Source organism: Pantoea sp. SYBGC1 (assembly GCF_057197005.1).
On sequence record NZ_JBXUNM010000004.1, the window covers coordinates 99,236 to 124,233 of the forward strand.

A 24,998-nucleotide genomic window follows, 5' to 3' on the forward strand; every position below is an offset into this window, starting at 1 on the left:
TGTGCCTGTTCGCCTGGAGATCATAAACATTGCCAGCATGATCTCCTTTTATCAAAATTAAAACTCTTTCTTCAGCCAGCTGTTGATTCGTTTGAACCAGTTGCCGACTGAAGCACGTTTTTCTGTTTCTGCATCACCGTTCAGGTGTGACTCTTTACCATAGTGCAGCAGGCCCACCGCCGTGGAGTAGTAAGACTCCTGAGCGTAGTCGGTCAGGCCCGTAATGTTCAGCGGCTGGCCGATGCGCACCTGCGTATGAAACACGCGTTGTGCACAGGCCGCCAGACCTTCAATTTGCGCCGCGCCGCCGGTTAATACAATACCAGCAGCAAGATGATGCTTCACACCCTGCTGGCGCAGCTGCTCCTGCAGTTGCAGAATCTCGTCGTTCACCAGATTCAGCAGCTCGGTGTAGCGCGGCTCAATGACTTCAGCCAGCGTCTGACGCTGCAGGCTGCGCGGCGGACGTCCGCCAACGCTTGGCACTTCTACATTCTCATCTTTGCCGACAATCGATCCCAGCGCGCAGCCGTGACGTACTTTGATCGCCTCAGCGTCAGTAGGCGGTGTACCAAACGCGTAGGCGATATCGCTGGTCACAACGTTCCCGGCATAGGGGATCACTTTAGTGTGACGCAGCGCGCCGCCGGTATACACCGCGATATCCATTGTACCGCCACCGATGTCGACAACACAGACGCCCAGCTCACGTTCATCTTCTGTCAGGACAGAAAAGCTGGAAGCCAGTCCGGCAAAAATCAATTGGTCAACTTTAAGTCCGCAACGTTCAACTGCTTTTACGATATTTTTCGCCATATCGTTGTGACAGGTGATTAAATGTACTTTGGCCTGCATACGGACGCCGGATAAGCCCACCGGATTCTTGATGCCTTCCTGGTAATCAATGGCGTACTCCTGCGGAATGACATGCAGAATGCGATGCTCATCGCGTACACGCACTGATTTAGCCGTATGGACAACGTTTTCCACATCATCCTGAGTCACTTCCTCTTCGGAAATCGGAACCATCCCGATTTCGTTCTGACAGCTGATGTGTTTGCCCGATAAAGCAAGGTAGACCGACGAAATCTGGCAATCCGCCATCAGTTCCGCCTGATCGATGGCGCGCTGTACGCACTTCACCACCGACTCCAGATCGTTTACGCCGCCTTTGTCCATACCCCGCGACGGGCAGCTGCCCACCCCGATAATATTGACCATACCATCAGGCAGAATTTCTCCAACCAGGGCGGCAACCTTCGCGGTGCCAATTTCAAGTCCTACTACCAGTTTTCTGTCCGTTGCCTTGATCATTATGGTTTAGCCTGTGCCTGGTTCTGTTGCTGATTACTGTCCTGTGGCTCAATCGGTGCCGGAACCCAGCCTACTGCGGCGCCAGAGTCATAGCGTAGATCAACATAATCAACACGCTTGCTTTCATTCTGGCCCTGCAGCTGCAGCTCCGGATAGAGCTCAATAAAACGGTTCAGACGCTTCATGGTATCGCTCCGCCCCAGTTCGATTCGGATATCGTCCCCGGTGACCAGCTGCCATGAGCGACGCGCCGTCATTGACGCGACCTTCAGGGTAAACTTGCTGGCCTGGAGCACATCCCGCAGGGAGTGATAGCCCGCCAGCACCTCTTTTTCACTGCCTTCCGGACCATAGAGCATCGGCAGATTCTCTTTGCCGATATGACTGGCCGGAACGCTGAAGGAGACGCCATCGGCATCTACCATGTGCGAGTCGTTCCAGCGCGCAACCGGAACATACTCCACCAGATTTATCTTCAGCTCATCAGGCCACTGCTTGCGCACGCTGACCTGTTTAATCCAGGGTAATCGTTCAATCTGCTGCTGAATGATATCCACATTCTGCGACATAAAGGTCCCCGGTGCGCCCAGTGACAGAATCGCCTGGCGAATATCATCATGCGTGGTGTAGTGGGTTTGCCCCGTTACGACCAGCTTTGACAGCGGCAGACGAGAAGCGTCATTCATCCACTTCAGGACCACCAGGCCACCGGCTATCATAGTGCCCAGCACCAGCAGCAGAAACACAATGCCAAACAGCCGTGCGCCGTTGCTGCGCCCGGTGCGGGCTCGCTCCTGAGGTTCGCGGTTGCGTACACGTAGCGCTGCCTGAGACATATCAGTCAGCCAGCGCCAGAATACGCGTCACCAGCTGCGGAAAGCTGTAACCCGCCTGCCGTGCCGCCATCGGAACCAGGCTATGGCTGGTCATGCCCGGCGACGTATTGACCTCCAGCAACTGAAAACGGCCTTCGCTATCGGTCATGACATCCACGCGTCCCCAGCCGCTGCAGCCCAGCGACTGCCAGGCAGCCAGCACCAGCTTTTGCAGTTCAGCTTCTTTTTCTGCACTCAGACCGCTGGGACAGAAGTACTGAGTATCGTCAGAAATGTATTTTGCTTCATAGTCATAGAAAGCGCTGGCTGTTTTAATTTTAATGGATGGCAGGATTTCTTCCCCGACAATTGCCACGGTATATTCATCACCGCTTAAAAAAGCTTCAATCAGTACATCATTGTCGTGGCGAAACGCTTCATCCAGCGCCGCTGGCAGCCCGTCAGCGCGCTCAACCCGGCTGATGCCTACGCTGGAGCCTTCACAGCTCGGCTTAACAAACAGCGGTAAACCCAGCGCGTCAATAGCGGTTGCGGTCTGCGCATCGATCCCCTGCTGATACTGCTCCCGTGTCAGCCAGACAAATTTGCCTGACGGCAGTCCCCTGCCCTGCCACAGCAGTTTGCTGCGCAATTTATCCATGGTGATAGCAGAAGCCATCACACCGCTGCCCGTGTAAGGCAGCTGCATAAAGTCCAGCACGCCCTGCAGCGTACCATCCTCACCACCGCGCCCGTGCAGCGCAATAAAGACTTTGTTAAACCCCTGCTCTTTGAGCGTCAGTACCGATACATCACGGGTATCCACACCGTGCGCATCAATGCCCATTTCCTGCAGGCCAGCCAGCACCGCGCTGCCTGAATTCAGTGACACCTCGCGCTCTGCTGAGGTGCCGCCCATTAATACGGCGACTTTATCAGCCATGACGCGCCTCCTGGTTCGGTGCAGGCTGCAGCTGGCTTTCAGCCAGCCGGCGCGCGATTTTGCCGATGTTGCCTGCGCCCTGCACAATCACTAAATCGTTACCAGACAGCAGGGGAGCCAGCGCATCCGGCAGCGCGTCATGCTCAGCCACCAGAATCGGATCGACTTTGCCGCGACTGCGAATCGCCCGGCAGAGCGAACGGCTGTCGGCGCCCGGAATCGGTGCCTCTCCGGCCGGATAGACTTCCAGCATCAGCAGTACATCCACCTGGGAGAGCACGCTGGCAAAATCGTCAAACAGATCGCGGGTGCGGGTGTAGCGATGCGGCTGGAAAACCATCATCAGCTTTTTATCCGGCCAGCCGGCGCGCGCTGCCTTGATCGTGACATCCACTTCGGTCGGATGATGACCGTAGTCGTCAACCAGCATCGCGCTGCCTGGCTTGCCGTTCACTGCAGCCGTATCAAACTCACCCAGCACGTCAAAACGGCGTCCGGTGCCCTGGAAACTCTCCAGCGCCGCAAGGATGGCCGCATCATCAATGCCTTCCTCACTGGCGACCGCTACGGCCGCCGCCGCGTTAAGGGCATTATGGCGGCCTGGCGCATTCAGGGTGACCTGCAGCAGCGGTTTATCGTGACGGCGCAGGGTAAAATGTCCCTGTGCACCGCGCTGCTCATAATTCTCTACCCGTACATCCGCATCGTCGCTAAAGCCGTAGGTGGTAATCTGGCGTCCCACGCGCGGGATCAGGTCGCGGATTACCACATCATCCACGCAGAGTACTGCGCGACCGTAAAACGGCAGATTGTGCAGGAAATTGATAAAGGTCTGTTTCAGGTTCTCAAAATCGCCCTGATAGGTATCCATATGATCTGCTTCGATGTTGGTCACAATGGCGACCATCGGCTGCAGATGCAGGAAAGAGGCGTCGCTCTCATCCGCCTCAGCAATCAGGTAGCGGCTGGTCCCCAGCCGCGCATGCGTACCTGCTGCTTTCACCAGGCCGCCGTTCACAAAGGTCGGATCCAGACCACCTTCCGCGTAGATACTGGTGACCATGGCGGTGGTGGTGGTTTTACCGTGCGTACCGGCAACGGCGATGCCGTGGCGGAAACGCATCAGCTCGGCCAGCATCTCTGCGCGGCGGATCACCGGAATACGCTGCTCGCGCGCCGCCACCAGCTCAGGGTTATCCTGCGCCACCGCGGTTGACACCACGACCACGCTCGCGTCGGTGACGTTCTCCGGACGATGGTTAAAGTAGATCGTCGCTCCCAGCGAAACAAGATGCTGGGTCACCGCGTTGGGTGCCAGATCGGATCCGCTGATGTGATATCCTTCATTCGCCAACACTTCGGCAATACCGCCCATGCCGGCACCGCCGATGCCAACAAAGTGGATGTGCCGGACGCGTCGCATCTCGGGCACAATTGAACGCAGTTTTGCCAGTTGTTGTGTATTCATCGCTCTCTGTTACCTGTTTTCCTGTTCGCATCCGCATACGGATGCAGGCCTATTCATCAGGCCCGAAAATTTACTTTGCAGCGCGCGCCACTTCGCGGGCAACGCGTTCGGTGGCATCCGGAATCGCGACCTGACGAGCCTGTTCAGCCATGGTCAGCAGCGTTGCACGGTCCCACTGGCGCAGCGTCTCCGCCACCCCTTCCGCAGTAAACTGCGGCTGCTCAAAAATTCTGGCCGCGCCCGCGTTTTCCAGCGGCAGCGCATTCCAGTATTGCTGGCGATCTTTATGCTGAAACGGCACGAAAATAGCCGGCAGACCTGCTGCAGCAATTTCGCTCACCGTCAGCGCACCTGAGCGACATACCACTACGTCCGCCCAGGCGTAAGCAGCGGCCATATCGTCAATAAATTCTGTAACCTTATGCTGCGGCTGACCCGCCGCCTGATACGCCTGCTGCACTATTGCCTGGCCGCCTCTGCCGGTCTGATGCCAGAGGGTAATGGCGTCGCCCAGTTCGGCGGCGACCTGAGGCAGCGTCTGGTTCAGGATCCGTGCGCCCTGACTGCCGCCAACGACCAGTACCCGCAGCGGACCGCTGCGATCGCGCAGGCGTTCAGCCGGCAACGGCAGCGCCAGCACATCGGTGCGCACCGGGTTACCGACAATATCCGCCGCAGGGAACGCCCCGGGAAACGCCTGCATCACTTTGGTGGCAATTTTTGCCAGCCACTTGTTGGTGAGTCCGGCGATGCCGTTCTGTTCGTGTAGCACGACCGGGATACCGCAGCTCCATGCCGCCAGACCACCCGGCCCGGAGACATAGCCGCCCATGCCCAGCACCACATCGGGCTGCCACTGTTTCATGATACGGCGCGCCTGACGCCAGGCGTTGAAAATCCGTACCGGAGCCAGCAGCAGCGCTTTGATCCCTTTACCGCGCAGTCCGCTGATGCGGATGAAGTCGATCTCAATACCGTGTTTCGGCACCAGATCCGCTTCCATCCGGTCAGCCGTTCCCAGCCAGCGTACCTGCCAGCCCTGCTCCATCAGATGATGTGCCACTGCCAGACCGGGAAACACATGTCCGCCGGTTCCGCCAGCCATGACCATCAGCCGTTTGCTACTCATCGGGCACCTCGGGTAAACGCCTGCGCTTTCGCCAGGCGCGTTTCATAATCGATACGCAGTAAAAATACGATGGCGGTCGACATAATAATCAGACTCGATCCCCCGTAGCTGATCAGCGGCAGCGTCAGGCCTTTTGTCGGCAGCATACCGGCTGCCGCGCCGACGTTAACCAGTGCCTGAAAGCTAAACCAGACGCCAATTGAGCAGGCGAGAAAGCCGGAAAAACGCTGGTCCAGCTCAAGGGCGCGACGGCCAATCGACATCGCGCGAAAAGCGACGAAGAATACCATTAACAGGGCTAAAACCACACCGACATAACCGAGCTCCTCACCGATTATCGAGAAGATAAAATCGGTGTGCGCCTCCGGCAGATACTCCAGCTTTTGCACTGAGTTACCCAGTCCCTGTCCCCAGAATTCACCGCGGCCAAACGCCATCAGCGACTGCGTCAGCTGATAACCGCTGCCAAACGGATCTTCCCACGGATTCCAGAACGAGGTGACGCGGCGCATACGATAGGGTTCAGCGATAATCAGCAGCACCACGGCAAAGATACCGGAGCCGATAATCGCAAGGAATTGCCACAGTTTGGCACCCGCGAGAAACAGCATCGCCAGCGTGGTCACAAACAGTACGACCACCGTCCCGAGGTCCGGCTGCGCCAGCAGCAGTACGGCGAGGATCACCATCACGCCCATCGGCTTACAGAATCCCCAGAAGTTATTGCGTACCTCTTCCACTTTGCGCACCAGATAGCTGGCGAGATAGCAGAACAGCGAGAGCTTTGAGAGTTCTGCTGGCTGAATACGCAGCGGCCCCAGTGCAATCCAGCGCGATGCCCCGTTAACCGAACTGCCTACGACCAGTACAATCAGCAGCATCAGCACGGACGCCACCAGCATGGCGTTGCTGTAGCGCTGCCAGAAATCCATCGGAATACGCAGGGTGACCAGCGCCATACCGAGTGCCAGCAGAATATAGAACGCATCGCGCTTGGCAAAGTAGAAGGGATCGTCGTTCAGACGCTGTCCTACCGGCATGGAGGCGGACGTCACCATCACAAATCCGATAATAGCCAGACCAAACGTCAGCCATAAGAGCGTGCGATCGTAAAGCACCACCGGTGCGTCGTCGCCATCGCGTGCGCCCATAACCCAGTCGCGCAGACGCACGGAGAGGAAACTGGCAATGGCGGTTCCGGGTATACGCATTAGCCAGACTCCTTCGCCAGCTGCGCGAAGAGATCGCCGCGCTGCTCAAAATTGCGAAACTGATCGAGACTGGCACAGGCGGGAGAAAGCAGCACCATGTCACCAGACTGAGCCGCCGCCGCAATCTGTGCGACCGCCTGCTGCAGCGTTTCGGTACGTGTCGCCACCTCTGGCCGCAGCGCAGCCAGCGCATCACCATCGCGGCCGTAACAGAACAGGCGGATATTATCGCCCTGCAGATAGCGCGCCAGCGGCGAGAAATCCGCGCCCTTGCCGTCGCCGCCGAGCAGCAGCCAGAGCGTACCCGCTACCTGTAATCCCTGCAGCGCCGCTTCGGTACTGCCAACGTTGGTAGCTTTAGAGTCGTTGATCCAGCGCACTCCGCGCGCTTCATGCACTAACTGGAAGCGGTGCGGCAAACCGCTATAGGTCGTCAGCGCTTTCAGGCTCGACGCGCGCGGGATAGCCACGGCATCTGCCAGCGCCAGCGCAGCCAGCGCGTTGGTGTAGTTGTGCTGCCCCACCAGCTTCATCTCAGCAGTGTTCAGGATCTTTTCACCGTGCGCACGAAGCCAGGTACTGCCCTGCTGCCGGGTCAGGTGATAATCGCCCAGGTCGACACCAAAGCTGATACAGCGCCGATCGGCGCCGCGCACCGGCATAGTCATGCCATCATCGGCATTAACGACGCAAATCGCCGCGTTTTCATAAATACGTAACTTGGCGGCGCGATACTGCTGCATGCCCAGTGGATAGCGATCCATATGATCTTCGGTCACGTTGAGGATCGTGGCAGCCGCTGCTTTCAGACTGTGGGTTGTTTCCAGCTGAAAGCTGGAGAGCTCCAGCACATAGAGCTGCGCGGGCGATTTCAGCAGCGTCAGCGCCGGCAAGCCGATGTTGCCGCCCACGCCCACCGCCCAGCCTGCTGCGCGGGCCATTTCACCCACCAGCGTCGTGACCGTGCTTTTACCGTTGGAGCCGGTGATGGCCACCACCGGCGCCTGCGCTTCGCGGCAGAAAAGCTCAATATCTCCCACGATCTCAATACCGGCGTCCGCTGCTTCGCTCAGCGCCGGATGCGCCAGCGCGATGCCGGGGCTGGCGACAATCAGATCGGCGGCCAGCAGCCAGTCGCTGTTGATACTGCCGGTATGACACGCTACCTGCTCCGGCAGCTTATCCAGGCCTGGCGGTGAGAGACGGGTATCCATGACGCGTGGCGTAACGCCCTGCCCCAGGAAGAAATCGACACAGGAGAGGCCGGTAATACCCAGCCCGATAATGACAACGTTTCTGCCCCGATAGTCAGCCATGATTAACGCACCTTCAGCGTTGCCAGGCCAATCAGCACCAGCATCAGCGAAATAATCCAGAAGCGCACGATAACGCGCGGTTCCGGCCAGCCCTTGAGTTCATAGTGGTGGTGAATAGGCGCCATACGGAAAATACGCTGACCGCGCAGTTTAAAGGAGCCGACCTGCAGGATCACCGACAGCGTTTCAACCACAAACACGCCACCCATAATCACCAGCAGAAACTCCTGACGCAGCAGCACTGCCAGCGTGCCCAGCGCGCCGCCCAGCGCCAGTGACCCGACGTCACCCATGAAAACCTGTGCCGGATAGGTGTTAAACCACAGGAACCCGAGCCCGGCCCCGACAATCGCGGTGCAGACAATGACCAGCTCACCCGCGTGACGCAGATAAGGGATATGCAGATATTCAGCAAACTTCACGTTGCCGGTTGCCCAGGCGACCAGCGCAAAACCGGCAGCGACAAACACCGTTGGCATAATCGCCAGGCCATCGAGACCATCGGTGAGGTTCACGGCGTTGCCGGTGCCCACAATGACAAAGTAGGCCAGCACCACATAAAACAGCCCCAGCTGCGGCATCACATCTTTAAAGAAGGGCACCACCAGCTGCGTGGCAGGCGTATCTTTGCCAGCCACAAACAGCGCAAATGCCACGCCGAGTGAGATCACCGACATCCAGAAATATTTCCAGCGCGCGATAAGTCCTTTGGTATCTTTGCGCACCACTTTACGGTAGTCGTCAACAAAGCCAATGGCGCCAAAGCCCAGCAGAACCACCAGTACACACCAGACATAGGGATTGGAAGGATAGGCCCACATCAGTACGGAGATGGTAATTGATGTCAGGATCATGATGCCGCCCATGGTCGGCGTGCCGCGTTTGCTGAAGTGCGACTCCGGGCCATCATTACGTACCACCTGGCCAATCTGCAGCTTCTGCAGCCAGGCGATCAGGCGCGGTCCCATCCATAATGAGATAAACAGAGCGGTCAGCAGGCTGACAATGGCGCGAAACGTCAGATAGGAAAAGACGTTAAAACCGGAATAAAATGCGACCAGATGTTCGGCCAGCCAGACTAGCATGTTCCTTTCTCCTTCAGTCCCTGTACTACCTGCTCCATGGCGGCACTACGTGAACCTTTAACTAAAATAGTGATCTCAGGATGCTGCACGAGCAGCACCTGCAGATGGTCGATCAGTGCGGCTTTGCTGGCAAAATGCTGGCCTCTGCCGCTGCTGTCGCTGATAAAGTGGCTGAGCTGACCGGTGCTGAGCACGGCATCCACGCCGGCAGCCTGTGCTGCGGCACCCACCTGACGGTGGCACGCTTCCGCTTCCTCGCCCAGCTCACCCATGTCGCCCACCACCATAACGCGGAAGCCAGGCATCTCACCCAGCACCTGCGCGGCGGCCGTCATCGACCCCACGTTTGCGTTATAACTGTCATCCAGCAGCAGCTGCGTCGCCGAGAGGCGCACCGGGAAGAGGCGTCCCGGCACCGGCTGCAGCGTTTTCAGGCCAGACTGGATGGCGGTCAGCGGCGCGTCGACCGACAGGGCCAGTGCCGCGGCGGCCAGCGCGTTGGCAATATTATGGCGGCCCGGCAGCGGCAGTTCGATAGCGATATCTCCACGCGGCGTGTGCAGCGTAAAGCAGGTCACGTCAGGCCGCAGTACGATATCGCTGGCGCGAAACTCCGCATCAGTCAGCGGCTGCGGCGAAAAGTGCCACAGCGTTCTGCCGGCAAAATAGGGCTGCCAGTTCGCGAGATCGTGACTGTCGGCGTTTACAATCGCCGTGCCGTGCAGCGGTAAACCGGCAAAGATTTCGCCTTTGGCTTTCGCCACGCCTGCCAGTGAACCAAAACCTTCGAGATGCGCCGCTGCAAGATTGTTGACCAGCGCGGTCTCCGGCTGTACCAGCGCCGTGGTGTAGGCGATTTCGCCCTGATGATTAGCACCCAGCTCAATCACCGCGTACTGGTGTGCCGCGGTCAGACGCAGCAGCGTCATCGGCACGCCGTAGTCGTTATTCAGGTTACCGGCGGTGTAGAGCGTTTCGCCACACTGGCGTAAAATCGCCGCCGTCATCTCTTTCACTGAGGTTTTACCCGATGAGCCGGTCAGCGCCACGACGCGCGCAGTCGACTGCTGACGTACCCAGGCACCAAGCTGGCCGAACGCAATACGCGTATCAGCCACCACCACCTGCGGCAGCGCAACCGGTAACTGCCGGCTCACCAGCAGCGCCTGCGCCCCGCTGTTCATCGCCTGCTCAGCAAAGTCGTGCGCGTCAAAACGCTCACCCACCAGCGCCACAAACAGGCAGCCTGCGGTGACTTTTCGGGTGTCGGTCGTGACTTCATGCAGGGTCGCATCGCTGCCGTGCAGCGTACCGCCGCTGATGTCAGCCAGCGTTTGCAGCGTAATCGGGATCATGCCATTACTCCCAGCAGTCGGGCGACGGTGTCGCGGTCCGAGTAATCGAGACGACGATTGCCGATAATCTGATAATCTTCATGTCCCTTGCCGGCGACCAGCACGATATCTTCAGCTTTTGCCTGCATCACGGCGCTGGTCACCGCCTGCGCCCGGCCAGGCACGACGCGTGCGCGACCCGGGTCGAGCAGTCCGGTCAGAATATCGTCCACAATCGCGGCGGGATCTTCGCTGCGCGGGTTGTCATCGGTGATCACCACCACGTCAGCAAACTGTTCCGCAATCGCCCCCATCAGCGGACGTTTGCCTTTGTCGCGATCGCCGCCGCAGCCGAATACGCACCAGAGCTGGCCCTTACAGTGAAGGCGCGCCGCTTCCAGCGCTTTCTCCAGCGCATCCGGGGTGTGCGCGTAATCCACGACAACGGTGGCTTTGCCCGGTGCACTGAATACTTCCATGCGTCCGCATACCGGCTGCAGGTCTGCAGCGGTTGCCACTAAACTCTTTAGCGGATAGTCCATCGTCAGCAGCGTGGCCAGCGCCAGCAGCAGATTGCTGACGTTAAAGGCGCCCATCAGGCGGCTGTCAAAGGTGCCATCTCCCCAGCTGGAGCTGAAGCGCACGCGTGCGCCACCGTCGTGATATACGACCTCAGTGGCATGGAGCCAGCGCCCGTGCCAGCCGGATGGCAGGTTGTTTGCCATGGTCACCGCGACCGCATCGGGCAGCTGCTGCAGCCAGCGATAGCCGGTCTCATCATCAGCGTTGATAATTGCGTCACCGATCTGATGTTCAGAAAAGAGCAGCCACTTGGCTGACTCATAGCTTTGCATGTCACCGTGGTAGTCGAGATGGTCGCGGCTTAGATTGGTAAATACCGCAGCAGCAAACGGTAATGCCGCCACGCGGTGCTGTACCAGGCCATGCGACGAGACCTCCATCGCTGCCAGGGTGGCGCCCTGCCCCACTAAGTCGTGCAGGATATGCTGAACCTCAACGGCCGAGCCGGTGGTATTCTCTGCTGGCAGCAGCTGACCATACAGGCCGTTACCCACGGTACCCATCACCGCGCCCGTCTCACCCAGCAGGTTAGCCCACTGCGCAATCAGCTGGGTGGTGGTAGTCTTGCCATTCGTCCCGGTAACGCCTGCCAGCTTCAGCTTGCTGCCCGGCTGCTGATAAAAGCGTCCCGCCAGCGCGGAGAGTCGCTGCGGCAGCTGCGCCAGATAGATCACCGGCACGCCGTGCAGTTCACGGATATCGCCGTCACTGGCCTCGCCTTCCGCTTCGGCAATCACGGCGGCAACGCCCTGCGCAATGGCCTGCGGGATAAAGCGCCGGCCATCCGCATGATGGCCCGCTACGGCGATAAACAGATCGCCGGCCGCCGCCGCGCGGCTGTCCAGCGTCATGTCACGAAGGGGACGCGCCGGCGCGCCGGCCACCCAGGGGGCCAGTAAATCGCGCAGGTTACGATCTGTCACTTGATGCCTCACTTCTGTTCTTCACTAATTCGTTTTTATCCACGACAGGCAGCGCGTCCGGCTCAATATTCATGGTGCGCAATACGCCGCCCATGATGGCGCCAAACACCGGCGCAGAGACTGCACCACCATAATATTTGCCGGCCTGTGGATCGTTAATCACCACGACCAGCGCAAAACGCGGCTGGCTGGCTGGTGCCACACCGGCGGTATAGGCGATATACTTATTGACGTAGCGGCCATCGGGACCGACCTTTTTCGCGGTGCCGGTTTTAATCGCAATGCGATACCCTTTGATAGCGGCTTTTACCCCGCCGCCGCCAGGCAGCGCCACGCTCTCCATCATATGCATTACCGTTCTGACCAGGTTCTCCGGAAAGACGCGCTCACCCGCAACTGGCGGATCCACTTTGGTAATGGAGAGAGGACGATTGATGCCGTAGCTGCCAATCGTTGCGTAGACTCGCGCTAACTGTAACGGCGTTACCATTAGCCCGTAGCCGAAAGAGAAGGTGGCCCTCTCTATGTCAGACCACCGTTGTTTTTGAGGGTATAAGCCACTGCTTTCCCCGACCAGCCCCAAATTGGTCGGTTTTCCCAGTCCAAAGCGCGCGTAAGTATCTACCAGCGCTGAGGAGGGCATCGCTAACGCCAGACGTGAAACCCCGACGTTACTCGACTTCTGTAAGACCCCGGTCAGGGTCAGTTCGTTATAGCGCGCCACATCTTTGATCTCATGACCATTTACGCGATATGGCACGGTGTTTAGTACGCTGTTCTCTTTCACCACCCCGCGCTGCAGGGCGGTCATTACCACCATAGGCTTCACCGTTGAGCCCGGCTCAAAAATATCGGTGATGGCGCGGTTACGCATGACATCTTTTGGCGTATTGCTGAGGTTATTCGGGTTGTAGGCGGGGCTGTTTGCCATTGCCAGCACTTCGCCCGTGCTGACATCGACTAGCACCGCCGTGCCCGACTCTGCTTTGTTAAAGGCGACCGCATTGTTGAGTTCACGATAGACCAGCGCCTGCAGCCGCTCATCAATACTCAGCGTCAGATTGTGTGCGGCACGGCTGTCGACCGACGAGATATCTTCAATGACGCGCCCGAAGCGATCTTTACGCACCGTACGCTCGCCTGGCGCACCGGTCAGCCATTTATCGAAGCTTTTCTCAATCCCTTCGATGCCCTGTCCGTCAATGTTGGTGAAACCAATCAGATGCGCAGTGACCTGACCGGCCGGATAGTAGCGGCGCGACTCCTGGCGCAGATAAATACCCGGCAGCTTCAGTTTTTTCACATAGTCGCCAATGGCCGGATTAACCTGACGCGCCAGATAGATGAAGCGTCCTTTGGGATTGGCATTGATGCGTGCGGCCAGCTGATCCAGCGGGATCGACAGCGCATCTGAGAGCGCTTTCCAGCGGCTATCAAGGGTGACGCCGCCGTGACCAATCAGCTCTTTAGGATCGGCCCAGATAGCATTGACCGGTACGCTGACCGCCAGCGGACGCCCGGCGCGATCGCTGATCATGCCGCGCGCCGTCGGCACTTCCTGCACGCGCAGCGAGCGCAAATCGCCCTCTTTAACCAGCCGATCGGGCTTGATCACCTGTAGCCAGGCGACACGCGACAGCAGCCCGCCCAGCGCGAGTAAAATACAGCCGCACAGCAAAGCAAAACGCCAGCTTACAAAGCTGGCCTTATCTTCCTGTTTTTTTAACTTCAGCGTTTTGCCTGCGCCGCTCATTGAGGTCTGCGATTCCTTATTTCTGCACCACAATATTTTCCTGAGAAGGATCAACGTGCCGCAGCTGCAGCTTATCGGTTGCGATCCGCTCTACCCGGCTGTGATCGCCAAGCGCGTTCTCTTCCAGAATCAGGTTGCGCCATTCAATATCCAGCGCATCGCGCTCCAGCACCAGCTGTTCACGCTGCGCCGTTAGCAGGCGCGTTTTGTGCGTTGTGGTCACGACCAGTACCGAAGAGACCAGTACGGCAATCAGCAACAACACCGGGATTTTGCCAAAGCGCAGCAGGTCTCCGCCGATGACGCCGGGGAGACTGTGCCGCTCATTGCCAATCATGGCGCGGTCCTTTCAGCAATACGCAGCACCGAGCTGCGCGCGCGCGGGTTTTCCCGCACCTCTGCTTCGCCCGGAATGAGCTTGCCCAGCGTTTTCAGCTCGCGTCCGCCCAGCGCTTTCAGCTGGCTTTCCGTCATCGGAATTCCCGCCGGAACCTGCGGACCACGGCTTTGATCGCGCATAAAACGCTTCACCAGGCGATCTTCAAGAGAGTGGAAGCTGATGATGGATAAACGGCCACCCGGAGCCAGAACAGAAAGCGCGCCTTTGAGGGCGGTATCAATCTCTTCCAGCTCACTGTTGATCCAGATACGAATAGCCTGAAAGCTGCGCGTCGCCGGGTGCTTAAATTTATCTTTTACCGGCGTCGCGGCGGCAATGACTTCAGCCAGCTCTTTTGTGCGCGTCATCGGCTGCTCCCGATTACGCTCTGTGATAGCGCGTGCAATGCGCTTCGCGAAACGCTCTTCGCCGTATGTTTTCAGCACAAAAGCGATATCAGCTTCTTCTGCCTGCAGCAGCCATTCAGCGGCAGAGTGACCCCGCGTGGGATCCATACGCATGTCCAGCGGCCCGTCGCGCATAAACGAAAAGCCGCGCTCGGCGTCGTCCAGCTGCGGTGAGGAGACGCCCAGATCCAGCAGGACGCCACTGATTTTCCCGGTCAGCCCGCGCGCGTCGACATAGTCTGCCAGCGCTGAAAAAGGACCGTGCACGATAGAAAAGCGCGGATCGTTAATCTCAGCGGCGGCCGCGATTGCCTGCGGATCGCGATCGATGGCCAGCAGCTGTCCATTTTCGCCAAGCTGCGAAAGGATCAGGCGTGAGTGGCCACCGCGACCAAAGGTGCCGTCAATGTAAATGCCGTCTTCCCTGATATTAAGGCCGTTTACCGCCTCATCCAGCAGCACCGTGGTATGTTTAAAATTTTCCTGCATAGCTATAGCGATAAGTCCTGCAACCGCTCAGATAGAGGTTCCTGAGCTGAATGTTCTGCGTCAATATCATCCCTGACTTGTTGATACCAGGTCTGTTCATCCCACAATTCAAACTTGTTGAACTGCCCAACCAGCATCACTTCTTTTTTCAGTCCCGCATGCTGCCTTAGAGTATTTGCCAGCAGCAGCCGGCCTGCACTATCCATCTGGCATTCGCTGGCATGTCCGAGCAGCAGACGCTGTACGCGTCGCTCTGCCGGATTCATACTGGATAAGCGAGCCAGTTTTTTCTCAATAATTTCCCATTCGGGCAGGGTATAAAGCAGCAGGCAGGGCTGATGCAGGTCGATAGTAGAGACCATCTGACCCTGAGACTCTGCGAGCAGTAATTCACGATAGCGTACCGGAACCGCTAACCGCCCTTTACTGTCGAGATTGACTAACGTTGCCCCGCGGAACATGCCAGCCTGACTCCTCAGCTACCGTTTTCACCACTTTATCCCACTTTTTACCACGAAACGAGTTTACGGAGCCGATGAAAACATTGTCAAGCCGCAACGGCAGGTGAATATCACTCTTTACATCCCGGAAAAATAAGCGGAAAGCGAAATAAAAAAGCGCGAGGAATGGCAAAGTAAAATTAAACCGATGAATAACAGTATAAAAATATCTGCCTGCTTCAGACATGATTAAATTTGATTCAGATTTGGCTTAAGTGCAGTAGCGCAGGGTTATGCGACAGCGGCGGCATTTTAGGGGATTTCTGAACGGAAGCCCAGCGCAAGCGCCTGCTGGCAGGGATTAAAGTGACTAACTTTTATCCAGCAGGATTAAATTGATCGCTGTTTTGTGAAAATTAATGGCTGTGATTTACGCTTTTTTACGTCAGATAATTAATTGCCCGCCAGATAGGGAATAAATGGCGGGCATCATCGCGTCCGCTAACTCATTTTGTCAGGCGACTTAACTGGCCGCGATGAAATAAGTTACGGCGAATGCGCGTTAACCCAGGCTTGGGTTTGCGGGGCTCATCAAGAGACGCCAGCACCAGCTCCAGAACTCGCTCTGCAACGTCGCGATGACGCTGCCCCACCGCCAGTACCGGACAATCAAGGAAATCGAGTAATTCGTGATCGCCAAACGTGGCGATCGCCAGATCTTTTGGCAACCGCCCTTCTCGTTTCAGCGTCACATCCATTACCCCCTGCAGCAGACCAAATGATGTGGTAAAAAGCGCATCAGGCATGGGATTTTCATCCAGATAGCGCTCAAACAGGGCAGCCGCAGCCGCGCGATCAAAACTGTTGCAGTAGAGGTAACTGACTGAACGCTCATCATCCTGCCAGGCTTCGCGGAAGCCCATTTCACGCAGAAAACTCACGGAAAGCTCCGGTAGCGCCCCCATAAACAGCACGTTTTTCACCGGGAGCTGACGCAATTCAGCCGCCAGCGCGCGTGCGTCATCCTGATCGGCACCGACAACGCTGGTAAAGTGCTCACGATCCAGCGCACGATCCAGCGCGACAATCGGCAGCGGATCGTTTATCCAGCGCTGGTAGAACGGGTGCTCCGGCGGCAGCGAAGTAGAGACGATGATGGCATCGACCTGACGCTGCAGCAGATGCTCGATACAGCGCATCTCGTTATCAGGCTGATCTTCTGAACAGGCGATAAGCAGCTGATAGCCGCGCTGGCGCGCCTGACGCTCCAGATAGTTAGCAATACGCGTGTAGCTGGTGTTTTCGAGATCGGGGATCACCAGTCCGATAGAGCGCGTGCGCCCTGCACGCAGGCCTGCAGCGACCGCATTGGGGTGGTAGTTATACTCGCGCACCACCGCCATCACTTTCTCAACCGTTTTGTCGCTGACACGATACTGCCGCGCTTTACCATTGATCACATAGCTGGCGGTGGTACGCGAGACGCCGGCCAGACGCGCAATTTCATCCAGTTTCACGATAACACCTTCATGTCGATAAGCCAGAGCTGGCGGAGATATCCGCAACGTAGCTGTGGATAAAATCTTTGTTACATCTAACCGCAGAAAACCAGCCTGAGCAACCGCTTTTCATCAGCAAACAAAGCCGGCGCATAAAATAAAAAAACCCGGCATTACGCCGGGTTAGAGTGAAGTGCGGTGATAACGGCGCGGGATTAACGCATGATTCGCTCGCCGCGTGATACGCCAACGATACCTGAACGTGCCACCTCAACAATCTCTGCCACTTCGCGTACGCTGTTGAGAAACGCATCCAGCTTATCGCTGGTGCCTGCCAGCTGAACCGTGTAAAGCGTCGGTGTGACATCAACAATCTGCCCGCGAAAAATCTCCGCGCTGCGTTTCACTTCTTCACGGCCATAGCCGCTGGCCTGAATTTTGACCAGCATGATCTCACGCTCAACGTAAGCACCCTGCCCCAGTTCAGTGACGCGCAGTACATCCACCAGCTTATGCAGCTGCTTCTCAATCTGCTCAATCACTTTTTCATCGCCCACGGTCTGAATGGTCATGCGCGACAGAGTAGGATCGTCGGTGGGCGCAACGGTCAGGCTCTCGATGTTATAACCGCGCTGGGAGAAAAGTCCGACCACGCGGGACAAGGCGCCTGACTCATTCTCCAGCAGCACCGATAGAATACGACGCATAATTAAGTCCTCTCCGTCTTGCTCAACCACATTTCATCCATTGAGCCGCCCCGAATCTGCATCGGATAGACGTGCTCGCTGCCATCAACGGTGACATCCACAAACACCAGTCGCCCTTTTGCCAGCGTATCCAGCGCCAGCTGCAGCTTCTCTTCCAGCTCGGCCGGATGCTGGATAGCGATGCCGACATGGCCATACGCCTCAGCCAGGCGGACAAAATCGGGCAGCGACTCCATATAGGATTGTGAATGGCGCCCGGAATAGATCATATCCTGCCACTGTTTCACCATGCCGAGGAAACGGTTGTTCAGATTGAGCACCAGCACGGGCAGATCGTACTGCAGCGCTGTCGACAGCTCCTGAATGTTCATCTGGATACTGCCATCGCCGGTGACGCAGATCACCGTCTCTTCCGGCAGCGCCATCTTCACGCCCAGCGCAGCCGGCAGGCCAAAGCCCATAGTGCCAAGGCCGCCGGAGTTGATCCAGCGACGCGGCTTGTCAAACGGATAGTAGAGCGCAGCAAACATCTGATGCTGTCCGACATCAGAGGTCACGTAAGCCTCGCCGCCCGTCAGACGCGCAATTGTCTCTATCACCGCCTGCGGTTTGATTTTATCGCTGCTGCGATCGAACTCCAGGCACTTACGGCTGCGCCAGGTTTCAATGTTCTGCCACCAGTCGCGCAGGCTGTCGTGCTGCTGTTGCCTTTCGCTCTGCGCCAGCAGCTCCAGCATCTGCACCAGCGTCTGTCTGGCATCGCCAACGATCGGAATATCTGCGCTGACCGTTTTTGAAATAGATGTCGGATCCACATCAATATGCATGATGGTGGCATTCGGGCAATATTTTGCCAGATTGTTGGTGGTGCGATCGTCAAAGCGTACGCCGATGCCGAAGATCAAATCGGCGTTGTGCATCGTCATGTTGGCTTCATACGTGCCGTGCATGCCCAGCATGCCGACGCACTGACGGTGCGTCCCGGGAAATGCGCCCAGCCCCATCAGCGAGGTGGTTACCGGGATGTTAAGCTGCTCAGCCAGCTGGCGTAGTTCCGCTTCGCATCCTGACGTGATCGCCCCGCCACCGGCATAGATTACCGGTTTATGCGCAGCCAGCAGCGTCTGCAGCGCGCGCTTGATCTGACCTTTATGGCCCTGCAGGGTCGGATTATAAGAGCGCATGCTGACGCTTTCCGGCCAGGCATACGGCAGCTTGTTTACCGGATTAAGGATATCTTTAGGCAGATCGATTACCACCGGGCCAGGGCGTCCGCTGGCCGCCAGCCAGAATGCCTTTTTCAGTACAGTGGGGATCTCTTCCGTGCTCTTTACCAGAAAGCTGTGTTTGACCACCGGTCGGGAGATACCGACCATGTCACACTCCTGAAACGCATCATAGCCAATCAGCGATGAGGGCACCTGGCCTGACAGGATCACCAGCGGAATCGAATCCATATAGGCGGTTGCGATACCGGTGATGGCATTTGTCGCCCCCGGGCCAGACGTCACCAGCACCACGCCAACTTCGCCAGTTGCCCGCGCCAGACCATCTGCCATATGCACTGCGCCCTGTTCGTGACGCACCAGTACATGGTCAATTCCACCGACCGTCTGCAGCGCATCATAGATATCGAGCACTGCTCCGCCCGGATAACCGAATACCTGCTTTACGCCCTGATCGATCAACGAACGGACGACCATTTCGGCTCCTGACAACATCTCCATTTTCTGCCTCCAGGCGTCAGGAACAGCCGCGACGGGCAGCGCTGTCCAGCGCACGGTGTCGCATCTGTTCCCTTATCGCCAATTAAGATCAAAATCTTATGTTTATGCTCAGAAGAAGGAATTCATTTCCGCCTTCCAGATATCGGGAATCTACCTGAATGAATTCTTTTGAGAGTAGGACGATTACCATAACCGCAGAGCCTGCGGGCTGCAAACCGCCAGGGCCTGTGACGTGCGTTCTCTGACACGCAAGCCTCTGACGTGTCGGGTCAGGGTGCGATGAATAAACTAATCGTCAGGCATAAATTCAGAGGAATATGCTGGCCTGGAGATTATTTTCAGCGAGTTGTAAGAAATATATTTTTGTTATCGCCTGCTGCTACAGCCCACAATATTTTTAACTTCTTTCTTTGCCGCGTGATTAACGTCAAAAATTGCCGGAGGCATTATATTATTCTGCCCTGCAGCCCGAGACTTGTATTTTCATCTGGCGTGAAAATTAAAATAGATAAATAAAATCAGCTGCTTAATCAAAATAATCGATTTGTAATAGCGCGCATTACATCTGACTCTGTGATGCAGTGCGCTATTTTTTTCGCGATCCTCCACAGGCGTCAATATTTCCAGCAGATCGCGCTTTTGGCGTAAGAAAAATAGCCGCTGGCTCAGGGTTGACATCACATCGCTAATCCAGTACCAATATGTACAGCACACATTTTATGGGGTCTGATTCATGTTTCGTTCTTTCCGCCTACTCGGTCTACTACTAAACGCATCCAGTTTGCGCGGTAGACTCGTGGGCGAAATCAACAACTGATTCCAACCCGCTGAAAGTTAAAAACCCGCGCCACTGCGCGGGTTTTTTTATGCTCGTTGCACCGGCGACGTTAATGCAAAAGGAAGATAACCATGAGCCAGCAAGTTATTATTTTCGATACCACTCTGCGCGACGGCGAACAGGCGTTACAGGCCAGCCTGAGTGTTAAAGAAAAATTGCAGATCGCCCTGGCGCTGGAAAGAATGGGCGTGGACGTAATGGAAGTGGGTTTCCCGGTCTCTTCACCCGGTGACTTTGAATCGGTACAGACCATTGCCCGTACGATCAAAAACAGCCGCGTCTGCGGGCTGGCGCGCTGTGTCGAGAAAGATATTGATGCCGCTTACGAATCACTGCGCGTCGCCGATGCGTTCCGTATTCACACCTTTATCGCTACCTCACCGATGCATATTGCGACCAAGCTGCGCAGCACGCTGCCGGAAGTGATTGAACGCGCGGTGCACATGGTAAAACGCGCACGCAACTACACCGATGATGTGGAGTTCTCCTGTGAAGATGGCGGACGCACGCCGATTGACGATCTCTGCCGCATGGTTGAAGCCGCCATCAGCGCCGGTGCTACCACCATTAATATTCCCGATACCGTTGGCTATACCCTGCCTGGCGAGTACGCCAATATTATCGGGCAGCTGGTTAATCGCGTGCCTAACATCGACAAAGCGATCCTTTCAGTGCACACCCATGATGATTTAGGGATGGCAACCGGCAACGCTATTGCTGCGGTACTGGCGGGCGCGCGTCAGGTTGAAGGCACGCTGAATGGTCTGGGCGAGCGTGCCGGTAACTGCGCGCTGGAAGAGGTGATCATGGCGATCAAAACCCGCCAGCAGATCATGAACGTTCACACCGCTATCAATCACCAGGAGATCTACCGCACCAGCCAGATTGTCAGCCAGATCTGTAACATGCCGATTCCGGCGAACAAAGCGGTGGTCGGCTCAAATGCGTTTGCGCACTCTTCCGGCATTCATCAGGATGGCGTGCTGAAAAACCGCGAAAACTACGAAATTCTGACGCCAGAATCGATCGGCCTGCACAAAATTCAGCTGAACCTTACCTCCCGCTCCGGACGCGCGGCGGTAAAACATCGTATGGAAGAGATGGGCTATAAAGAGGCTGACTACAACCTCGACGCGCTCTATGACGCCTTCCTGAAGCTGGCTGACAAGAAAGGTCAGGTGTTTGACTACGATCTGGAAGCGCTCGCCTTTATCAACAAACAGCATGAAGAGCCGGAATTTTTCCAGCTCAACGAATTCAACGTACAGACCGGTTCCAGCGTCACGGCAACCGCTTCAGTCCAGCTCGGCTGTGGTGAAGAGACCAAAGCGGATGCGGCTACCGGCAACGGTCCGGTTGACGCGGTCTATCAGGCAATCAATCGCATTACCGGCTTTGACGCCGAGCTGGTGAACTACAAGCTGACGGCGAAAGGCCACGGCGAAAATGCCCTGGGCCAGGTAGATATCGTAGTGAACTACAACGGACGCAAGTTCCACGGCGTAGGTCTCGCCACCGATATCGTTGAATCCTCTGCCAAAGCGATGATCAACGCACTCAACAACATCTGGCGAGCCCGACAGGTCGAAAAAGAACTGCAGCGTAAATTTAAAGAACAGAAGGAAACGGTGTAACTATGACTCACTCATATCATATTGCGGTCATGCCTGGCGACGGAATCGGCCCGGAAGTGATGGCGCAGGCGATGAAAGTGCTCGACGCGGTTCGCACCCGCTTTGGCATGCGTATCACCACCAGCGAATATACAGACCGGTTCCAGCGTCACGGCAACCGCTTCAGTCCAGCTCGGCTGTGGTGAAGAGACCAAAGCGGATGCGGCTACCGGCAACGGTCCGGTTGACGCGGTCTATCAGGCAATCAATCGCATTACCGGCTTTGACGCCGAGCTGGTGAACTACAAGCTGACGGCGAAAGGCCACGGCGAAAATGCCCTGGGCCAGGTAGATATCGTAGTGAACTACAACGGACGCAAGTTCCACGGCGTAGGTCTCGCCACCGATATCGTTGAATCCTCTGCCAAAGCGATGATCAACGCACTCAACAACATCTGGCGAGCCCGACAGGTCGAAAAAGAACTGCAGCGTAAATTTAAAGAACAGAAGGAAACGGTGTAACTATGACTCACTCATATCATATTGCGGTCATGCCTGGCGACGGAATCGGCCCGGAAGTGATGGCGCAGGCGATGAAAGTGCTCGACGCGGTTCGCACCCGCTTTGGCATGCGTATCACCACCAGCGAATATGATGTTGGCGGTATCGCCATCGATCGTCACGGTGAACCACTGCCGCCTGCGACCGTAGCCGGGGCTGAGCAGGCAGACGCAATTCTGTTTGGCTCTGTTGGCGGCCCGAAGTGGGAGCATCTGCCGCCGGCTGGCCAGCCGGAACGCGGGGCGCTGCTGCCGCTGCGCAAGCATTTCAGACTGTTCAGCAATCTGCGCCCTGCCGCGCTCTATAAAGGTCTTGAAGCATTTTGCCCGCTGCGCAGCGATATTGCAGCGCGCGGTTTTGATATTCTCTGCGTACGCGAGCTCACCGGCGGCATCTATTTTGGCCAGCCAAAAGGACGCGAAGGCAGCGGTGCACACGAGCGGGCGTTCGATACTGAGGTTTACCACCGCTTTGAGATTGAGCGCATTGCGCGTAACGCGTTTGAAGCCGCACGCAAGCGCCGTCATCATGTTACCTCCATCGATAAAGCTAACGTGCTGCAGAGTTCGGTGATGTGGCGCGAAATCGTGAATGAAGTGGCAAAAGCGTATCCTGACGTGCAGCTGGCGCATATGTATATCGACAATGCCACCATGCAGCTGATCAAAGATCCGTCGCAGTTTGATGTCCTGCTCTGCTCCAACCTGTTTGGCGACATTCTCTCTGATGAGTGCGCCATGATCACCGGGTCGATGGGCATGCTGCCGTCAGCCAGCCTGAATGAAGAGGGCTTTGGCCTGTTTGAACCCGCTGGCGGCTCTGCGCCAGATATCGCCGGACAAAATATCGCTAACCCGATTGCCCAGATCCTGTCGCTGTCAATGCTGCTGCGCTTCAGCCTGAACGCCGCCGACGCTGCTGATGCTATCGAACAGGCGGTCAGCCAGGCGCTGGAAGCGGGCCATCGCACCCGCGATCTGGCAGGCGACGGCCCTGCCGTCAGTACGGATGAAATGGGTAGCCTCATCGCGGGCTTCATTGCCGGAGAAAAATAAAAATGAAAAGCTTATACCAGAAGTTATTTGACGCACATGTCGTTCACGAAGCGCCCGATGAAACGCCGCTGCTCTATATTGATCGTCACCTGATCCACGAAGTGACCTCCCCGCAGGCGTTCGACGGCCTGCGCGCGCACGGCCGTAAAGTGCGTCAGCCGGAAAAAACCTTTGCCACCATGGATCACAACGTTTCAACCCAGACGAAAGATATCAATGCGTCCGGTGAAATGGCGCGGATTCAGATGCAGGAGCTGATGAAGAACTGCGACGAGTTCGGCATCCAGCTCTACGACCTGAACCATCCCTTCCAGGGCATCGTACACGTGATCGGGCCGGAACAGGGTATGACCCTGCCGGGTATGACTATCGTCTGCGGCGACTCACATACCGCCACGCACGGCGCCTTTGGTTCACTGGCGTTTGGTATCGGCACCTCTGAGGTCGAGCACGTGTTCGCCACCCAGACGCTGAAACAGGGTCGTGCGAAAACCATGAAAATCAACGTGTCGGGCGCCGCTGCGCCGGGCATTACTGCGAAAGATATCGTGCTGGCGATCATCGGTAAAACCGGCAGCGCCGGCGGCACTGGCTATGTGGTTGAATTCTGCGGCCCGGCGATTGAAGCGCTGAGCATGGAAGGCCGCATGACGCTGTGCAACATGGCGATTGAGATGGGCGCGAAAGCGGGTCTGGTGGCGCCGGATGACACCACGTTCGCCTACCTGAAAGATAAGCAGTTCGCGCCGAAAGGCGACGACTGGGAGCAGGCCGTGGCCTACTGGCGCACGCTGAAGTCAGATCCGGACGCAGTGTTCGACAGCGTGGTGACGCTGAACGCCGCCGATATTGCTCCGCAGGTCACCTGGGGCACCAATCCGGGTCAGGTGATGGCGGTGGATCAGGCGATACCCGATCCCGCCTCGTTTGCCGATCCGGTTGAGCGCGCCTCCGCTGAAAAAGCGCTGGCTTATATGAACCTGCAGCCAGGCGTAAAGCTGACCGATGTAGCTATCGATAAAGTCTTTATCGGCTCCTGCACTAACTCACGCATTGAGGATCTGCGCGCTGCCGCGGCGATTGCCAAAGGGCGTAAAGTGGCACCCGGCGTAATCGCGATGGTCGTGCCAGGTTCCGGCCCGGTTAAAGCGCAGGCGGAAGCGGAAGGTCTGGATAAAATCTTTCTTGAAGCCGGTTTTGAGTGGCGACTGCCGGGCTGCTCTATGTGTCTCGCCATGAATAACGATCGCCTGAATCCGGGCGAGCGCTGCGCCTCGACCAGCAACCGCAACTTTGAAGGCCGTCAGGGCCGTGGTGGCCGTACGCACCTGGTCAGCCCGGCGATGGCTGCCGCCGCAGCGGTCTCCGGCCGTTTTGCCGATATTCGTGAACTGACTCAGGGAGCTTAAG

21 protein-coding genes and 2 pseudogenes are annotated in these 24,998 nt (G+C 57.1%); 6 read left to right on the forward strand and 17 right to left on the reverse strand.

Going from position 1 to position 24,998, the window contains the following annotated elements:
• Nucleotides 1–57: 57 nt before the first annotated feature.
• The 17 genes from ftsA to ilvI all read right to left on the reverse strand — a co-directional run bounded on the left by ftsA (nt 58) and on the right by ilvI (nt 19,521).
• The gene (ftsA, locus tag AC2CF9_RS09480) at nt 58–1,314 is read right to left on the reverse strand and encodes a cell division protein FtsA (protein WP_039382588.1); all 1,257 of its coding nucleotides are present in this window, start codon (nt 1,312–1,314) and stop codon (nt 58–60) included.
• Entirely contained in the window at nt 1,314–2,150 is an 837-nt protein-coding gene (gene ftsQ, locus AC2CF9_RS09485; protein ID WP_150017961.1) for a cell division protein FtsQ, read from the reverse strand. Before ftsQ ends, ftsA begins: the two co-directional genes overlap by 1 nt.
• A gap of 1 nt (nt 2,151) precedes the next feature.
• Nucleotides 2,152–3,072: a D-alanine--D-alanine ligase gene (locus AC2CF9_RS09490; RefSeq protein ID WP_150017962.1), complete on the reverse strand. Its 921-nt coding sequence runs from the start codon at nt 3,070–3,072 to the stop codon at nt 2,152–2,154.
• Complete coding sequence (murC, locus tag AC2CF9_RS09495) at nt 3,065–4,540, reverse strand: UDP-N-acetylmuramate--L-alanine ligase (protein ID WP_150017963.1); 1,476 nt, start codon at nt 4,538–4,540, stop codon at nt 3,065–3,067. The genes AC2CF9_RS09490 and murC overlap by 8 nt, the downstream gene beginning before the upstream one ends.
• Before the next feature lie 70 nt (nt 4,541–4,610).
• A complete protein-coding gene (murG, locus tag AC2CF9_RS09500; protein ID WP_484556837.1) occupies nt 4,611–5,669 on the reverse strand; it encodes an undecaprenyldiphospho-muramoylpentapeptide beta-N-acetylglucosaminyltransferase in 1,059 nt (352 codons plus the stop codon).
• A complete protein-coding gene (gene ftsW, locus AC2CF9_RS09505) occupies nt 5,666–6,880 on the reverse strand; it encodes a cell division protein FtsW (RefSeq protein ID WP_039382578.1) in 1,215 nt (404 codons plus the stop codon). Before ftsW ends, murG begins: the two co-directional genes overlap by 4 nt.
• Entirely contained in the window at nt 6,880–8,196 is a 1,317-nt protein-coding gene (murD, locus tag AC2CF9_RS09510; protein ID WP_150017965.1) for a UDP-N-acetylmuramoyl-L-alanine--D-glutamate ligase, read from the reverse strand. Before murD ends, ftsW begins: the two co-directional genes overlap by 1 nt.
• A 2-nt stretch (nt 8,197–8,198) precedes the next feature.
• Nucleotides 8,199–9,281 carry a phospho-N-acetylmuramoyl-pentapeptide-transferase gene (gene mraY, locus AC2CF9_RS09515; protein WP_039382574.1) on the reverse strand — a complete coding sequence of 361 codons (1,083 nt, stop codon included), beginning with the start codon at nt 9,279–9,281 and terminating at the stop codon, nt 8,199–8,201.
• A complete protein-coding gene (gene murF / locus AC2CF9_RS09520; RefSeq protein WP_484556838.1) occupies nt 9,275–10,636 on the reverse strand; it encodes a UDP-N-acetylmuramoyl-tripeptide--D-alanyl-D-alanine ligase in 1,362 nt (453 codons plus the stop codon). Before murF ends, mraY begins: the two co-directional genes overlap by 7 nt.
• Nucleotides 10,633–12,120 carry a UDP-N-acetylmuramoyl-L-alanyl-D-glutamate--2,6-diaminopimelate ligase gene (murE, locus tag AC2CF9_RS09525; protein WP_484556839.1) on the reverse strand — a complete coding sequence of 496 codons (1,488 nt, stop codon included), beginning with the start codon at nt 12,118–12,120 and terminating at the stop codon, nt 10,633–10,635. The genes murF and murE overlap by 4 nt, the downstream gene beginning before the upstream one ends.
• Complete coding sequence (locus AC2CF9_RS09530; protein WP_039382568.1) at nt 12,107–13,873, reverse strand: peptidoglycan glycosyltransferase FtsI; 1,767 nt, start codon at nt 13,871–13,873, stop codon at nt 12,107–12,109. The genes murE and AC2CF9_RS09530 overlap by 14 nt, the downstream gene beginning before the upstream one ends.
• 16 nt (nt 13,874–13,889) lie before the next feature.
• Nucleotides 13,890–14,210 (reverse strand): cell division protein FtsL, encoded by a 321-nt coding sequence (gene ftsL / locus AC2CF9_RS09535; protein ID WP_039382567.1) that lies wholly within the window; start codon nt 14,208–14,210, stop codon nt 13,890–13,892.
• On the reverse strand, nt 14,207–15,148 hold the full coding sequence (gene rsmH / locus AC2CF9_RS09540) for a 16S rRNA (cytosine(1402)-N(4))-methyltransferase RsmH (protein ID WP_039382565.1): 942 nt from the start codon (nt 15,146–15,148) through the stop codon (nt 14,207–14,209). Before rsmH ends, ftsL begins: the two co-directional genes overlap by 4 nt.
• Nucleotides 15,149–15,150: 2 nt before the next feature.
• The gene (gene mraZ / locus AC2CF9_RS09545) at nt 15,151–15,609 is read right to left on the reverse strand and encodes a division/cell wall cluster transcriptional repressor MraZ (RefSeq protein WP_039382563.1); all 459 of its coding nucleotides are present in this window, start codon (nt 15,607–15,609) and stop codon (nt 15,151–15,153) included.
• A gap of 485 nt (nt 15,610–16,094) precedes the next feature.
• The gene (gene cra / locus AC2CF9_RS09550) at nt 16,095–17,105 is read right to left on the reverse strand and encodes a catabolite repressor/activator (protein ID WP_039382560.1); all 1,011 of its coding nucleotides are present in this window, start codon (nt 17,103–17,105) and stop codon (nt 16,095–16,097) included.
• A gap of 197 nt (nt 17,106–17,302) precedes the next feature.
• Nucleotides 17,303–17,794 carry an acetolactate synthase small subunit gene (gene ilvN / locus AC2CF9_RS09555; RefSeq protein ID WP_039382558.1) on the reverse strand — a complete coding sequence of 164 codons (492 nt, stop codon included), beginning with the start codon at nt 17,792–17,794 and terminating at the stop codon, nt 17,303–17,305.
• A gap of 2 nt (nt 17,795–17,796) precedes the next feature.
• Nucleotides 17,797–19,521, reverse strand: a complete 1,725-nt coding sequence (gene ilvI, locus AC2CF9_RS09560; RefSeq protein ID WP_484556840.1) for an acetolactate synthase 3 large subunit — start codon at nt 19,519–19,521, stop codon at nt 17,797–17,799.
• Between the two features lie 733 nt (nt 19,522–20,254).
• On the opposite strand from ilvI, the gene leuL reads away from it, so the two are divergent.
• From leuL to leuC, 6 genes and pseudogenes are all read left to right on the forward strand, one after another.
• Nucleotides 20,255–20,338 carry a leu operon leader peptide gene (gene leuL / locus AC2CF9_RS09565; RefSeq protein ID WP_108569992.1) on the forward strand — a complete coding sequence of 28 codons (84 nt, stop codon included), beginning with the start codon at nt 20,255–20,257 and terminating at the stop codon, nt 20,336–20,338.
• 92 nt (nt 20,339–20,430) lie between these two features.
• Nucleotides 20,431–21,993 (forward strand): 2-isopropylmalate synthase, encoded by a 1,563-nt coding sequence (gene leuA, locus AC2CF9_RS09570; RefSeq protein ID WP_484556841.1) that lies wholly within the window; start codon nt 20,431–20,433, stop codon nt 21,991–21,993.
• A gap of 2 nt (nt 21,994–21,995) precedes the next feature.
• Nucleotides 21,996–22,166 (forward strand): annotated as a pseudogene (locus AC2CF9_RS09575) (isocitrate/isopropylmalate family dehydrogenase); the annotation flags it as partial.
• A pseudogene (locus AC2CF9_RS09580) lies at nt 22,120–22,494 on the forward strand (alpha-isopropylmalate synthase regulatory domain-containing protein); the annotation flags it as partial. The pseudogenes AC2CF9_RS09575 and AC2CF9_RS09580, both read left to right, overlap by 47 nt.
• A gap of 2 nt (nt 22,495–22,496) precedes the next feature.
• The gene (leuB, locus tag AC2CF9_RS09585; RefSeq protein WP_484556842.1) at nt 22,497–23,588 is read left to right on the forward strand and encodes a 3-isopropylmalate dehydrogenase; all 1,092 of its coding nucleotides are present in this window, start codon (nt 22,497–22,499) and stop codon (nt 23,586–23,588) included.
• Between the two features lie 2 nt (nt 23,589–23,590).
• Complete coding sequence (gene leuC, locus AC2CF9_RS09590) at nt 23,591–24,997, forward strand: 3-isopropylmalate dehydratase large subunit (protein ID WP_484556843.1); 1,407 nt, start codon at nt 23,591–23,593, stop codon at nt 24,995–24,997.
• Nucleotide 24,998 lies beyond the last annotated feature (1 nt).

Bases quoted from the DNA above. Each gene is read 5' to 3' on its own strand.
- leuC (WP_484556843.1), top strand. From the start codon at position 23,591: ATGAAAAGCTTATACCAGAAGTTATTTGACGCACATGTCGTTCACGAA.
- ftsL (WP_039382567.1), bottom strand. From the start codon at position 14,210: ATGATTGGCAATGAGCGGCACAGTCTCCCCGGCGTCATCGGCGGAGAC.
- ftsQ (WP_150017961.1), bottom strand. From the start codon at position 2,150: ATGTCTCAGGCAGCGCTACGTGTACGCAACCGCGAACCTCAGGAGCGA.
- murG (WP_484556837.1), bottom strand. From the start codon at position 5,669: ATGAGTAGCAAACGGCTGATGGTCATGGCTGGCGGAACCGGCGGACAT.
- AC2CF9_RS09490 (WP_150017962.1), bottom strand. From the start codon at position 3,072: ATGGCTGATAAAGTCGCCGTATTAATGGGCGGCACCTCAGCAGAGCGC.
- AC2CF9_RS09530 (WP_039382568.1), bottom strand. From the start codon at position 13,873: ATGAGCGGCGCAGGCAAAACGCTGAAGTTAAAAAAACAGGAAGATAAG.
- mraZ (WP_039382563.1), bottom strand. From the start codon at position 15,609: ATGTTCCGCGGGGCAACGTTAGTCAATCTCGACAGTAAAGGGCGGTTA.
- leuL (WP_108569992.1), top strand. From the start codon at position 20,255: ATGTTTCGTTCTTTCCGCCTACTCGGTCTACTACTAAACGCATCCAGT.
- ftsA (WP_039382588.1), bottom strand. From the start codon at position 1,314: ATGATCAAGGCAACGGACAGAAAACTGGTAGTAGGACTTGAAATTGGC.
- leuB (WP_484556842.1), top strand. From the start codon at position 22,497: ATGACTCACTCATATCATATTGCGGTCATGCCTGGCGACGGAATCGGC.
- ftsW (WP_039382578.1), bottom strand. From the start codon at position 6,880: ATGCGTATACCCGGAACCGCCATTGCCAGTTTCCTCTCCGTGCGTCTG.
- ilvI (WP_484556840.1), bottom strand. From the start codon at position 19,521: ATGGAGATGTTGTCAGGAGCCGAAATGGTCGTCCGTTCGTTGATCGAT.
- murF (WP_484556838.1), bottom strand. From the start codon at position 10,636: ATGATCCCGATTACGCTGCAAACGCTGGCTGACATCAGCGGCGGTACG.
- leuA (WP_484556841.1), top strand. From the start codon at position 20,431: ATGAGCCAGCAAGTTATTATTTTCGATACCACTCTGCGCGACGGCGAA.
- murD (WP_150017965.1), bottom strand. From the start codon at position 8,196: ATGGCTGACTATCGGGGCAGAAACGTTGTCATTATCGGGCTGGGTATT.
- murC (WP_150017963.1), bottom strand. From the start codon at position 4,540: ATGAATACACAACAACTGGCAAAACTGCGTTCAATTGTGCCCGAGATG.
- ilvN (WP_039382558.1), bottom strand. From the start codon at position 17,794: ATGCGTCGTATTCTATCGGTGCTGCTGGAGAATGAGTCAGGCGCCTTG.
- rsmH (WP_039382565.1), bottom strand. From the start codon at position 15,148: ATGCAGGAAAATTTTAAACATACCACGGTGCTGCTGGATGAGGCGGTA.
- mraY (WP_039382574.1), bottom strand. From the start codon at position 9,281: ATGCTAGTCTGGCTGGCCGAACATCTGGTCGCATTTTATTCCGGTTTT.